This is a genomic window from Prochlorococcus sp. MIT 1318 (assembly GCF_047304505.1).
GTDB lineage: Bacteria > Cyanobacteriota > Cyanobacteriia > PCC-6307 > Cyanobiaceae > Prochlorococcus > Prochlorococcus marinus_D.
The window spans coordinates 1,436,361-1,448,813 of record NZ_CP138958.1 but is presented as its reverse complement, the minus strand read 5'-3'; the positions used below and the strand labels follow the sequence as shown (position 1 = coordinate 1,448,813).

At 50.9% G+C, this 12,453-nt stretch carries 14 protein-coding genes; 4 read left to right on the top strand and 10 right to left on the bottom strand.

The window, feature by feature from the left end; all coding sequences use genetic code 11:
- Positions 1-6 precede the first annotated feature (6 nt).
- Together SIB66_RS07265 and bchL are read left to right on the top strand one after the other, a co-directional pair.
- On the top strand, positions 7-1,617 hold the full coding sequence (locus tag SIB66_RS07265; protein ID WP_063406479.1) for a ferredoxin:protochlorophyllide reductase (ATP-dependent) subunit B: 1,611 nt from the start codon (positions 7-9) through the stop codon (positions 1,615-1,617).
- 203 nt (positions 1,618-1,820) lie between these two features.
- Complete coding sequence (gene bchL / locus SIB66_RS07260) at positions 1,821-2,711, top strand: ferredoxin:protochlorophyllide reductase (ATP-dependent) iron-sulfur ATP-binding protein (RefSeq protein WP_063397370.1); 891 nt, start codon at positions 1,821-1,823, stop codon at positions 2,709-2,711.
- Positions 2,712-2,740: 29 nt separating this feature from the next.
- On the opposite strand, the gene SIB66_RS07255 is transcribed toward bchL, so the two are convergent.
- The 4 genes from SIB66_RS07255 to SIB66_RS07240 form a co-directional block, all read right to left on the bottom strand.
- Positions 2,741-3,745, bottom strand: a complete 1,005-nt coding sequence (locus SIB66_RS07255) for a protochlorophyllide reductase (RefSeq protein ID WP_063397369.1) — start codon at positions 3,743-3,745, stop codon at positions 2,741-2,743.
- Positions 3,746-3,827: 82 nt separating this feature from the next.
- Positions 3,828-4,226: a hypothetical protein gene (locus tag SIB66_RS07250; RefSeq protein WP_236070264.1), complete on the bottom strand. Its 399-nt coding sequence runs from the start codon at positions 4,224-4,226 to the stop codon at positions 3,828-3,830.
- 80 nt (positions 4,227-4,306) lie between these two features.
- The gene (gene psaM, locus SIB66_RS07245; protein WP_011130590.1) at positions 4,307-4,417 is read right to left on the bottom strand and encodes a photosystem I reaction center subunit XII; all 111 of its coding nucleotides are present in this window, start codon (positions 4,415-4,417) and stop codon (positions 4,307-4,309) included.
- A gap of 303 nt (positions 4,418-4,720) precedes the next feature.
- Positions 4,721-5,488 carry a sulfite exporter TauE/SafE family protein gene (locus SIB66_RS07240; RefSeq protein WP_063406477.1) on the bottom strand — a complete coding sequence of 256 codons (768 nt, stop codon included), beginning with the start codon at positions 5,486-5,488 and terminating at the stop codon, positions 4,721-4,723.
- 9 nt (positions 5,489-5,497) lie between these two features.
- On the opposite strand from SIB66_RS07240, the gene SIB66_RS07235 reads away from it, so the two are divergent.
- Complete coding sequence (locus SIB66_RS07235) at positions 5,498-6,340, top strand: lipoate--protein ligase family protein (RefSeq protein ID WP_063406476.1); 843 nt, start codon at positions 5,498-5,500, stop codon at positions 6,338-6,340.
- Here the strand turns inward: SIB66_RS07235 and SIB66_RS07230 are convergent.
- Positions 6,247-7,515 carry a site-2 protease family protein gene (locus SIB66_RS07230; RefSeq protein WP_063406588.1) on the bottom strand — a complete coding sequence of 423 codons (1,269 nt, stop codon included), beginning with the start codon at positions 7,513-7,515 and terminating at the stop codon, positions 6,247-6,249. The two genes, SIB66_RS07235 and SIB66_RS07230, sit on opposite strands and share 94 nt — an antisense overlap.
- A gap of 66 nt (positions 7,516-7,581) precedes the next feature.
- Between SIB66_RS07230 and SIB66_RS07225 the strand changes: the two genes are divergently transcribed.
- Complete coding sequence (locus tag SIB66_RS07225; protein WP_063406475.1) at positions 7,582-8,259, top strand: phosphoribosylanthranilate isomerase; 678 nt, start codon at positions 7,582-7,584, stop codon at positions 8,257-8,259.
- Positions 8,260-8,445: 186 nt separating this feature from the next.
- Here SIB66_RS07225 and SIB66_RS07220 read toward each other — a convergent pair whose 3' ends face one another.
- The 5 genes from SIB66_RS07220 to SIB66_RS07200 all read right to left on the bottom strand — a co-directional run bounded on the left by SIB66_RS07220 (position 8,446) and on the right by SIB66_RS07200 (position 12,301).
- Positions 8,446-8,595 carry a hypothetical protein gene (locus tag SIB66_RS07220; RefSeq protein ID WP_157859851.1) on the bottom strand — a complete coding sequence of 50 codons (150 nt, stop codon included), beginning with the start codon at positions 8,593-8,595 and terminating at the stop codon, positions 8,446-8,448.
- Between the two features lie 141 nt (positions 8,596-8,736).
- Complete coding sequence (gene folE, locus SIB66_RS07215; RefSeq protein WP_063406474.1) at positions 8,737-9,504, bottom strand: GTP cyclohydrolase I; 768 nt, start codon at positions 9,502-9,504, stop codon at positions 8,737-8,739.
- Between the two features lie 11 nt (positions 9,505-9,515).
- Positions 9,516-10,223 carry an SDR family oxidoreductase gene (locus SIB66_RS07210; RefSeq protein WP_063400193.1) on the bottom strand — a complete coding sequence of 236 codons (708 nt, stop codon included), beginning with the start codon at positions 10,221-10,223 and terminating at the stop codon, positions 9,516-9,518.
- Between the two features lie 24 nt (positions 10,224-10,247).
- Positions 10,248-11,237, bottom strand: coding sequence for an acetyl-CoA carboxylase carboxyltransferase subunit alpha (locus SIB66_RS07205; protein WP_011130598.1), 990 nt, complete (start codon positions 11,235-11,237; stop codon positions 10,248-10,250).
- A 26-nt stretch (positions 11,238-11,263) separates the two neighbouring features.
- Positions 11,264-12,301 carry a long-chain acyl-[acyl-carrier-protein] reductase gene (locus SIB66_RS07200; RefSeq protein ID WP_063403738.1) on the bottom strand — a complete coding sequence of 346 codons (1,038 nt, stop codon included), beginning with the start codon at positions 12,299-12,301 and terminating at the stop codon, positions 11,264-11,266.
- Positions 12,302-12,453 lie beyond the last annotated feature (152 nt).

Sequence of the window (12,453 nt, the reverse complement as noted above, 5' to 3'; positions counted from 1 at the left end):
AAGCCAATGGAACTCACTCTCTGGACCTATGAAGGGCCTCCTCACGTAGGAGCCATGCGCATCGCCTCCTCGATGGAAGGAGTGCATTATGTGTTGCATGCCCCGCAAGGAGACACATACGCGGATCTGCTGTTCACGATGATCGAGCGGCGCGGGCGCAGACCGCCCGTGACCTACACCACCTTTCAAGCCAGGGATCTAGGAGGAGATACGGCGGAATTGGTCAAAGGTCATCTGCGTGAAGCCGTGGAGCGCTTTAACCCCGAAGCACTCTTGGTGGGTGAAAGTTGCACCGCTGAACTCATTCAAGACCAACCCGGCTCACTTGCTTCAGGCATGGGTTTCAACATGCCTGTTGTGGGTATAGAACTGCCGGCCTACAGCAAGAAAGAAAATTGGGGAGCCTCAGAAACGTTCTATCAACTCGTGCGAGGCATCCTCAGCAAGCAGCCTTCTGAGCAATCTGGCGTCAGTCATAGCCCTACTGCATGGAAAAACGAAGGACGCCGGCCCAGAGTGAATCTCTTGGGGCCAACCCTGCTCGGCTTCCGCTGTAGAGACGACATTCTCGAATTGGAAAAACTGCTCAATCAACACGGCATTGATGTACATGTTGTGGCTCCACTTGAAGCAAGGCCAGCTGATCTAATGAGTCTGCCCAATGCTGATCTGAATGTCTGTCTTTACCCTGAAATCGCAGAAGCAACTTGTCTCTGGCTTGAGCGCAATTACGGCATGCCGTTCTCCAAAACAGTGCCGATCGGAGTGGGTGCTACCAAAGACTTTTTAGAGGAACTCCATCAATTGTTAGAGATGCCTGCACCTAATCCAGGCGAAGGTACAGAGCAATCGAGACTGCCTTGGTATTCACAGTCTGTGGATTCCAACTACCTCACCGGCAAGCGCGTGTTCATTTTCGGCGATGGCACCCATGCCCTTGCCGCAGCAAGGATTGCTGATCAAGAGCTGGGTTTCAAAGTGGTAGGGCTTGGCACCTACAGCCGCGAAATGGCCAGACCGGTGCGAGCTGCAGCCAAAGAACTAGGACTTGAAGCACTCATCAGCGATGACTACCTTGCCGTTGAAGCTGCCATGGCAGAGGCAGCTCCCGAACTTGTGCTTGGCACACAGATGGAGCGGCACAGTGCCAAACGACTGGGTCTTCCCTGTGCAGTCATCAGCACACCGATGCACGTGCAAGACGTCCCTGCCAGATACAGCCCACAAATGGGATGGGAAGGTGCAAACGTCATTTTCGATAGCTGGGTGCATCCATTGATGATGGGCCTTGAGGAGCATCTAATCGGTATGTTCCGCCATGACTTTGAATTTGTGGATGGTCATCAAAGCCACCTAGGACACCTAGGCGGACATCAGAGCCAAACGGAACAACAACAAAGCCAAGCAGCAACCAATCCATCAACGCGATCAAATGCAGATTCCTCATCTGAGGAATCACCTCTCTGGACCCCAGAGGGAGAAGCAGAGCTCGCAAAGATCCCCTTCTTTGTTCGAGGAAAGGTTCGTCGCAATACGGAAAAGTATGCGCGCCAGGCTGGTTGTAGACGTATCGACAGCGAAACCGTTTACGACGCAAAAGTCCACTTTCGGGCTTGACTATCAGAAAAAAATCGAGAAGCTTCTAGTCATTACAAGGAGAAAAGAGGATGAGTGTTTACACTCATCTTTCTCTAATGGTCAATCCCTTTGTCTCGAAAAGCAAGCAAACCTTGAAAAAAGTTGTATCGAATTTGTTAGGAACCAGCAGAGATAGATCCCTTGGCCTTGAATAACAATACGAACTTGAGCAAGATCACTCAATGACCACGACCCTGACACGACCAGCCGATGGTGAAGGCAGTGTGCAAGTTCAACAGGATGCTTCTGTTCGCATTCAGGAAGGGGCCCTGGTAATCGCGGTTTATGGGAAAGGCGGAATTGGTAAATCCACCACCTCCTCCAATCTTTCAGCCGCATTCTCCAAACTCGGCAAACGAGTACTGCAAATTGGTTGTGATCCCAAGCACGACAGTACTTTCACGCTTACGCATCGCATGGTGCCTACGGTGATCGACATCCTTGAAGAGGTTGATTTCCATAGCGAAGAGTTGCGACCAGATGACTTCATGTTTGAAGGCTTCAATGGAGTCAAGTGTGTCGAGAGTGGTGGACCTCCAGCCGGCACCGGTTGCGGTGGTTACGTGACTGGACAGACCGTAAAGCTGCTTAAAGAGCATCACCTGCTGGAAGACACCGATGTGGTGATCTTCGATGTCCTTGGAGACGTGGTGTGTGGCGGCTTCGCTGCACCCTTGCAACATGCCAACTACTGCTTAATCGTCACCGCTAACGACTTTGATTCGATCTTTGCGATGAATCGCATTGTCGCTGCAATTAACGCCAAAGCTAAGAACTACAAAGTTCGCCTTGGCGGAGTCATTGCAAATCGTTCTGCCGAATTAGATCAAATAGAAAAATTCAATCAACAGACAGGGCTGAAAACTATGGCTCATTTTAAAAACGTTGATGCAATACGTAGATCAAGACTTAAGAAATGCACAATTTTCGAGATGGACTCATCAGACGAGGGGGTAATGGAATGTCAAAATGAATATCTTGCACTAGCACAAAAAATGATCGATAAGGTTGAGCCTCTTGAAGCGGAACCTCTCAAAGATCGTGAAATTTTTGACCTACTTGGCTTTGACTAACCTCTAAAAGGAGCAAAGCCCTTGATCATTTAAGTCAAGCCAACCAATTTCATCGACAATTCCCAGACCCGTTTTGCGGTGATGGGATCTGTTGCCCTTTCCGATAGTTCCTGTCGGAAACTTTCGCGGTTCTTCTTCTGACGATTGCCCCAACTCCAATGCACGCCTGATACACCAAACTCTGGATTAGTCACAACCTGTGCAACCCGTTGGCCAGCCTTGGCCTGGGTGACATATCCACCAGTAATCAGCCTCTGGAATATAGGAAACAAAAACCGGAAGATTTTTGGTGTGTAGCGGAATAACGGTGTATCAGCCACACAACCAGGATAAAGAGAGGTAAATAAAATCCCTGATTGTTCATGTAGACGCCGATGAAGCTCCTGCGTGGTGATCATGTTGCAGAGCTTGCTGTCTTTATAGGCCTTGCCAGGCTTGAAGCTTTTGCCACTCGCCATACTGATAGGCGCATGAAATCCTTGCTCAAAACCTGAAAGATTACCCAGATCAGCCGGTGCAGGAATGGGGATCTTGCCGCCAAGCTCCTTATAATTTGCAGTGACTGTGCCAAGAATGACCACTCGGGCAGCAGACAAATAAGAGCCACGCGCTGATTGAAATACTTTTGCTTTGCCGAGGTTCTCAAGCAAAAGTTGAATCAGCAAGAAATGGCCGAAATGATTGGTTGCCATCGAGAGCTCATAGCCCTGAGCTGAGCGTTTCGGCTTGCTCAATCTGGGCTGATAGACCGCGGCATTACAAACAAGCGCATCCAACGGTTGTTCGAGCGAGCCGAGAAGGGTCTCGACGCCATCGCGAACGCTCTGGAGATCACTCAAATCCATCCTTAGATGCTGAAGTTGAGCGGCTGGGATACCCACCCTCTCGGCAGCGGCAACAGCTCGCAATGGATGTCGATTTGCAGTGATCACCTGCCAGCCTCGATAGACGAGTGCCTTGCAGGCATACAACCCGACGCCAGAGGTCGTGCCCGTGATTAAGACGGTGCCTGGAGAAGCTTGAGAAGAAGCCATCGACGCAGCCTTGAGAGCAGCAGGTTGGTATAGATATAAAACTAAGCGCTGAGCTTCACTCTCGACGCAAGCAAAACAAAACTCAGCGCCAGATGACCCTCAAACGATTCGGGGCGATCCACTGATCATGCTCGTCCATCAGACGAATGCCGCCTCCAAGGGTGAACAAACGATCAAAACGTTGCTGAAGGGTTTTCAGCTGGGAAGATTCAAGGTTCAACACGGCGACAAGTTCACCATGACGATCAAGACGTTCCTGATAAGCGATTGAGAGCTTGACCAGAGTCACAACACAAAGTGAAACCAGTCCCAACTTCATGGTCAATGCCAAAAGGCTGAAATTAATCTCTCTGCGCTGCTCTTGCAGCTGCAAAGTAGACGCCATAGTGACTGCATCCATCACCTCAGGATGAATCTGCTTACGGCGTCGCCGAGCTGTGCTTTTCTGTTTTGACCTGGGTCTAGCCAGGGGGGAGCCCAAGTTTATTCAACGGTTGACCGCTTGTAGCGCAGCAAACCTCAACTGCCAAGGGGCTAGACCCAATTAGAGCAGGGCCTCAATCAAGCCTCATGAAGGGTTACGCCAAGGCGAAGAGCTAGCACACCGCAATGAAAAACAACCACGAGGCACAAACCGGCCAAGTCGACATTTGCAATATCAGTGATGCCCATGATGGAAGGGGAACGCTAGAAGCATCCATATTCTCCTAGCAAAACGGCACCTAAGACCAGTCTTCGCAAAGGCCTGTCACACCTATCAATGGCAACTCCTCCGTCGAATGGCATTGATCGATCAATCTCCCCACCATCCACTGACTCGAAAGACGCCTCTCAAAGCCCCTTGAGAGCATGCTCTCGCAGCGACTTTCTCGGAGGAAAAGGGTTCCTGAGATCAACTCATCAATAACGCCTTGCAGCAAAAAACATGGGTTCTTGAAACTCGAGGCTTAGCACTGAAACTTGCACGAGGAATAGTTAATGCCCCATCGCAAGGGTCAGGGCCTGACGGCCAGTGCCAAAAGCAAGCAACAGCACAAGTGTTCTCAACATCCATGCCAGACGATTGCCAGAAACCCGTTGAAGTCGAGACGCTGACCAATGAGCGGCCAGAGCCGCCACGCCACCGAGCAACAGCCCAATCCCTACAGAGCCCCGACCCTCGCTAAGAAACTGTAAAGAGGCCGCAGTCGCTGAACATGTCACAGCCAGGGTGCTTAAACGGATCGCCAAGTGAATAGGAACAGCCAAACCATTCACCATCAAAGGCACCATCAACAAACCACCCCCCAAACCAAGCAAGCCTGCGGAAAATCCTGCGACACCGCCAACGACTGCAAGACCTGGCAAAAAAAGAGTGGATTTGATCTGCTGACCTGCTTGCTGAGGCTCTGAACGAATCGTGGCAGCCACCACGAGATAGAGCCCCACCTGAAGCGTCAGCAAAAGCCAGCCAGAAACATCTAAACCAATCTTGCTGAACAGCAGTGAAGACAAAAATGCGGCCACTGCGATACTCAATCCAGCCCGAAGCTGAAATCCTCCAGCGAAGAGGTGGGTCAGCGTGCCACTCAACGCAGTAGGAACAATGGCGAAAGTGCTGGTGGCCAAAGCCTGGTGAGGGCTAAGCCCCATCCACAGCAGGAGGGGCGCAAAGATCAGACCGCCGCCAATGCCCAGCAGACCAGCCAGACCACCAGCCAAAAGCCCCAAAGGCACAAACACCAGCCAATCCCACAACACCATCACTGCTCTATGCCGACAGCTGCATCCTGCCTACCCATCTCACCAGGTCGCGGCCGCTTGATTTCCCCTTTGCGATTGTCTGGCCCAGAACAGATGGCCCTCGATGAGGTGCTGCTCGAGTCTTACCAAGCAGATGCGAAACCACTGCCATCACTGCGCTTCTATCAATGGAACGGTCCATGTCTTTCCCTTGGTCGCAACCAACGCCACTGGCCCGAGCACTGGAACGCCCTAGCCAAACGAGGAGATCTACAGCTGGTTCGGCGACCCAGTGGCGGTAGTGCAGTCCTGCATGCAGGAGGGCTCACTTATGCATTGATCTGGCCCTCTCCTCCCCGCCAGAGACAACAAGCCTATAAACAAGCTTGTCAATGGCTCATACGGGGCTTTAAAGAGCTCGAATTACCTTTGCAATTTGGCGATCACCCAGCCAGGGGGGCCAGCGAGAGTAACTGCTTCGCCACAGCCACAGCCGCTGATCTTGTGGATCCTCAGGGTCACAAACGCATCGGCAGTGCACAACTCTGGCGTCAGGGTCATCTCCTTCAACATGGCGAAATCATCCTGAATCCCCCTCAAAGACTCTGGCGAGAAGTCTTCGATTGCGAACCACCTAGCGACGCACCAGCATCAATCCCCAGGCAAGAGCTGAGCGATCTCCTGCAAACAACGTTGCGCTCCTGTTGGCCAGAGGTGAACTGGCAAGAGAGCCCTATCACTAACGCTGAATGGAGCTCAGTTGCCAATAAAGCACCGAACTATGAAGTACTGCTGGATGCCTCAGGCTGCTCAACCAATCCGCCCGAGACCATCGACTCCACAACTTTAGGCAGTGCCATACCCAGGGGATAGGTGTTCTGACGGCGAGCAGCTTCGAGAAACTGAGCAGGAAGCCTTACCCCAAGACGCTTAAGCACAGCCTCGGAGAGGTCAATTCGATCTAATGTTCCGCAAGGAAGACCAGCAACATTAAAGACAAGAAGCCTGCCCTCCTCAGCCTGTTCTAGTGCCATCACCGCCTGCCATAACGGGGCTTTCTCGCCAATGGAAGGCAACTCAGATATCGGCTTCATGTGATCCGCCAGGCATTGCCTATCCCATTGCTGCACAGGCAATTCTTTTAAGGGTTGGTCCGTCATGTAACCAACCCATCGACCAGAGCGACAAACCAAAACCCACTCCTGAGGAGACTGCTCCTCGCTGCCAGACAAACGCAACTGACTAAGCCTGCGCAGCGACTGGTCATCTTCAAGCACACGGAAGTTGCGCCCAGCAGCCAGGCCCACGTTGAGCTCACGCAAGACCTTCTGCAAGGCAAGTAGCTGGGTTTGAGAGCGAGATGCACCGAGGCCAAACCAACCGAGCATCACCAGCCAAAGCCCACCAATCCCACCACCTTTAAAGAAGAGCAACCACCCCCCCAACACCATTGCCGAGAGAGAAAGGGCACGGCCAGTTGCGGTGGCGACCTGGACACCCTTCCTCTGACTGCCAGTCCACTGCCAGACCAAAGCCTTAAGGATCAAGCCTCCATCAAGAGGCAACCCAGGCAGCAAATTAAAAAGGGCGAGCAACAAATTGAGCCCACCCAACTGACCAACGAGATTGGCAAGCAGCGGATTGACGTAATCAGCTGCATACACCCCTCCAGTCAGTAAGGCAACAGCCAAGACCAAGCTCACCAAAGGTCCCGCTGCAGCAACCCTTAAAGAGGCCATCGGTGTCGAGCACTCCCTCTCAACGCTGGCAACACCTCCCAGGAAAAAAAGCGTGATGCTGCGAACCTTGACCCCCTCACGCAGTGCAACCAAAGAGTGGCCTAGCTCATGCAGGAGAACAGACAAAAACAACAGCAGGGCCGTTATCAACCCCAGACCCCAGCTGATCCAAGCTGGAAGCGAAGATTCAGCGGCAGCGGACACCTGGTTTTGTGAAATCCAAGTAAAAAGCAACAGGATCACAAACCAGCTGGGATGAACCCTTAAAGGGATTCCCCGAATCTTCATCAGCTCCCAGCCTTCGCCCACCCTTTCATCTCCATCGAGCCGGATCAGCGGCCAGTAGCAAACCAATCTTAGAAAAGTCTCGAGCCAATGGTCTTGCCTATGGGATCTCCCACATCCACCGCAGTGAAGATCTGCGGTCTTACCAACATTCACCAAGCCAAATCGATTGCAGCGCTAGGTGTCGAAGCAATTGGCGTAATCGGCGTAGCAAGCTCACCCCGCTTTGTTGCAGAACAGCAACGACGAGACCTTTTCGCTCAACTCAACAGCTTCAAGCCAGAACTCCAACGAGTCTGGGTGGTCGCTGATCCAGATGACACCGACCTATCCGAAGCCCTGCAAGGAGAAGGTGCACCTTCGGCAATCCAGCTTCACGGCCAAGAAACTCCAGAACACTGCGCAAACCTGCGCATCCAACACCCGAACACGCAGTGGTGGAAAGCCCTGCGCATCCGTAGCCATGAGGATCTCTCCCTTGCTCATACCTATGCAGGCCAGGTCGACGCACTCCTTCTCGATGCATGGAGGCCTGGACAACTTGGTGGAACAGGCCATCGACTTCCCCTGAGCTGGCTGCATCAAGCCTCTTTTGAACTGCCCTGGTGGTTAGCGGGTGGTGTCTCCGCAGAGTGGATTCCAGAACTTTTGAGCCAGGTGAATCCATGGGGCTTGGACGCCTCAAGCCGTCTCGAGATTTCGCCAGGGATTAAGGATCTAAAACTGGTTGAGGCCCTGGTTGAAGCGGTACGTCAGCAGCAAAACTAGATTCAATGATGCAATCAAAGCTCTTAAACAATTTGAGCTGCAGCAGATTTTTTCAATGGGTTGAAATTGAATTTCAATAATAAAGAGCGAATAGAGAATAAGAATTTCAATCAAATCAATAAAATATGCCTAGCTAAAACTTTGGTCAATGAGACGAGCAAGACCCCAACTGAAGGTTGCTGCTAATTATTTTTTAGCTTGATCGTTAAGCTGTTCCTGTCTTTGCTGAATTCCAAAAAAAACATTCGCGCCTAACACCAAGACAGTTGCAACTACAATCACTCCAATCGCCAATGGGCTCAGATTAAGAGCCATTGCAAACAAAGGGGAAGGCATTGACCTCTAAATTGTAAATACGAGAATTAGCTTGGCAGAGTTTCATCAACTTAGCCAGTAACAAGCGAAGTCGATACACACATGTTAATCAGACATGGCCATCGTTAAGCCTTATACCTCTAAAAGACCTAGGAAAAACTTTTAAGTTGCTAGCGTGGACTCCTGCTGACGAACAAGCTCGAAGAATTCCTGCTTAAGACTAGGATCATGACGAAAAACGCCTCTAACAACAGAATTGACCATGCTGGTACTTGGCTCTTTCACTCCTCGCCATTTCATACAATAGTGCTGCGCTTTTACTATTATTCCTAAACCCTTAGGCTCACATAAACGCTCTATTTCATCAGCAAGAATCATCACAGCCTCTTCTTGAATATGTGGCCGCGAGAAGACCCAGTCAGCCACTCTTGCAAATTTTGAGAGCCCAATTACACGACTGCCAGGCTTAATGCCAATCCAACAGTTACCAAGAATAGGAACCAAATGATGAGAGCAAGCAGAGCGAACAGTTATGGGGCCAACAGTATAAATTTCATCTAAATCTTTTGTATTTGGAAAGCTAGTAACATCTGGCTGCTTATAGAATCGACCTTTAAATACTTCATTTAAATACATGCGAGCAACCCGCTCGGCAGTCTCTTGTGTGTTGTGGTCATTATCAATATCAATCACTAAGCTTTGGAGCAGTTCTCGCACACGATCGGCAACTTCTACTTCAAGTTCCTTCAACTCTCCAGGTTGAATATGTTCTGCAATATTGTCGTTGGCGAGGAAGGAAACATCTTCTGCAACTAGGCGGGCACGTATACGTTCAGAGATCTTGTTTTCATTTTTTGGCTGACCATTCCCAGGCAAGCCATTGCGATGCTGACCTAGGTCTTTAGATGATGCTGGGATGATGGAAGTCATTAAAGGCTTGTTCAAAAGGCGCCAGTGGCTGGCATCAGAGTTAGATCTTCAATCACCTGTGATGGTGGCTGCTGAGCCAAGTGTAGAAGGGCGGCGGCTGCCTGCTCAACAGACAGCATGGCATCACGGTCGAAGCTGCTTTGGACGGTTTCAGTATCCCAAAGAGGGGTATTGACCGCTCCAAGAGTGAGGGTGCAAGCACGTATCCCATGATTGCGCTCCTCCGCCGCCAAGCAACTAGTAAAAGTAGCCAATGCTGCTTTGGTAGTGCAGTACGAACCCCACTGTGGGAAAGCATTGCGAGAGGCATGACTGCTCACATTGATCACCAATCCACCGCTGGTACGCATCGCAGGCACCACAACAGAACACAACTGGAAGACGCTAGTGAGATTCATCTGAAGCAACCATTGCCAACGCTTCAAAGGCATGGATAGAAGATCCCCTGTCCAAGCCGCCCCAGCATTGTTGATCAACACCGATGGGCAATGGCCCCTTCCAAGCAAATCCTCGATACCAGGAGCAATGGCTCCTGGATCAGCCAAATCGATTGATTTAAAAAGAACATTCTGGCCTGTACTTTTTAGCTCTTGGGAAAGTGCCTGAAGTGCATCTTGGCTGCGGGCTACCAACATCAAATCCCAACCGGAATTGGCAAACAACCGCGCAGCTGCTTCCCCAATACCGCGAGATGCTCCAGTAATCAGGGCAGTAGGCAAGGAGCGAATGCAACCCCAATAACCCTAGGCAGGCAAGCCGGTTTCCGACGAGCTTGGATCGAGAACACGACCCATCGCCCGGAATTTTCGATACCGCGCTTCGCGAAGCTGATTAACCTTTAAACCAAGAAGCTCATCGAGGTGCCGCTCGATAGCCTCTCTGAGCACCTCTCCCGCCTGAAGAGGGGCCCAGTTGTTGCCTCCAGCTGGTTCTGGAAGCACTTCATCCACCACTCCTAAGTTAAGGAGGTCTGGACCAGTGATCTTCAAAGCAGCAGCTGCCTCAGGAGCTTTGGCGGCATCTCTCCAAAGAATCGAAGCACAGGCTTCCGGACTGGCCACGGTGTAGACGCTGTGCTCAAACATGAGCAAACGATCAGCTACGCCAATTCCAAGAGCGCCACCCGAGCCTCCTTCACCAATCACCGTGGCAATCACAGGCACGCGCAAACGGAACATTTCACGCAAGTTGACTGCAATGGCTTCCCCTTGCCCCTGCTCCTCGGCAAGCAGGCCTGCATATGCACCTGGCGTATCGATGAAAGTGAGGATGGGTAAACGAAAACGATCGGCATGATCCATCAGACGAAGAGCCTTGCGGTAACCACCAGGCGTTGCCATCCCAAAGTTTCTAGCCACATTTTCTTTTGTATCCCTGCCCTTTTGATGTCCGATCAGCAGCACAGAGCGCTTACCAATACGGCCCACACCACCAACCAACGCCTGGTCGTCGCTACCACGACGGTCACCGTGCAACTCAACCCAGTCGTCGCAAAACATTTGGATAAAATCCAAGGTGCTCGGCCGGTGAGGATGTCGCGCGACTTGTATTTTTTCGGCCGGTGTAAGAGCTTGAAAAATTTCCTCCCGTCGACGAGCCGCCAAAGTTTCTAACTGGAGCAACTGCTGACTGACATCGACTTCGGAATCGCGTGCAAGCTCTCGGATCTGCTCAATCTGCTGCTCTAGCTCTACCAATGGCTTTTCGAACTCAAACAGATAACGACGAGCCATAACAAGAGAAGATCCGGAAACAAGGTTCAGGCTGCAGCAGCCTGAAGTTGGTGATTGAGATTGAGGCTTGAAAAACCATGACGCAAAGACGCCATGCCGATAAAATCCATTTTCTCAAGGGTGATCTGGTTACGCCCCCAACTGAAGTTTGTGTGGCAATTCTCAAACTCCAACAGCATTGCTTCTGCAAAACAGGCAAACATTTGCCTCGCAGGCTTATCCATCTCTGCAATCCAGCCAACATCCCAGCTGATGTCATTGCAGAACTCAACGATTCCTCCCTTGAGAACATGCACCCCACTACCAGCAAACTTTGCATCTAGGTTCTTCGGATAGCCCCCATCAATCATCAAGCAAGGCTTGCGCAAACTCTCCATATCGATTTCAAGGGTTCTAGGCATGCTGGCAACCCAAACCACAACATCAGCTTCAGGCAAGGCCTCTTCAAGACTCAGTATTCTGCCGCCAGCCAATTCAGTTTGAAGATCTATAAGAGGTTGTTGCTGTCTAGCCACCAAAAGAAGTTCAGCGACACCCGTTCGAGAGGAAAGCCAACGGCAAACAGCACTACCTATATCGCCAGTGGCACCAACTACCGCTACACGCGCCTTGCTTAAATCAATGCCCAAAAGTGGTGCATTGTTCTCAAGCTGACGGCAAATAACCCAAGCCGTATGAGTGTTGCCGGTTGTAAATCGCTCCCATTCAAGCGTGGTGTTTCGTACATGTTGATGCTTAAGAAGATTGAAGTTCTCAAAAATAATTGAGGTAAATCCGCCTAGGGCACTGATCTGAATGCCTCTCTTCTGCGCCATTTCCATGGCATTGAGAACTTTGCGACGGGCAGTTTTGAACCGACTCAACATTTCTGGCACAAAACATGAATCGATATAAGCGCCTTCTATTTTCTTTCCTGTAAGGCTTTCTACCTCAATCTGTTCCAAAAACTGCGGAGGAGCACTGCACCAAACATCTAGGTCTCCATCTAGATGGTCATAGCCAATCTGAAGTGCCGTCTTCCTGGCATCTTCAAAACTGGTGGAATGACCGATCAGACCAAACATGTAGTGCTGACGTACGGCAAAGCTGAGCCCACCCTATAAGCCCTGGAGAGGTCCAAGTCAACCATGATCCCATGAATGCTGGTCTTTACGGTCAATTGCTTGACCTTCAACCGGGCTGCTCACAACTGAACATAAGCAAAAAGGAAGCTCAA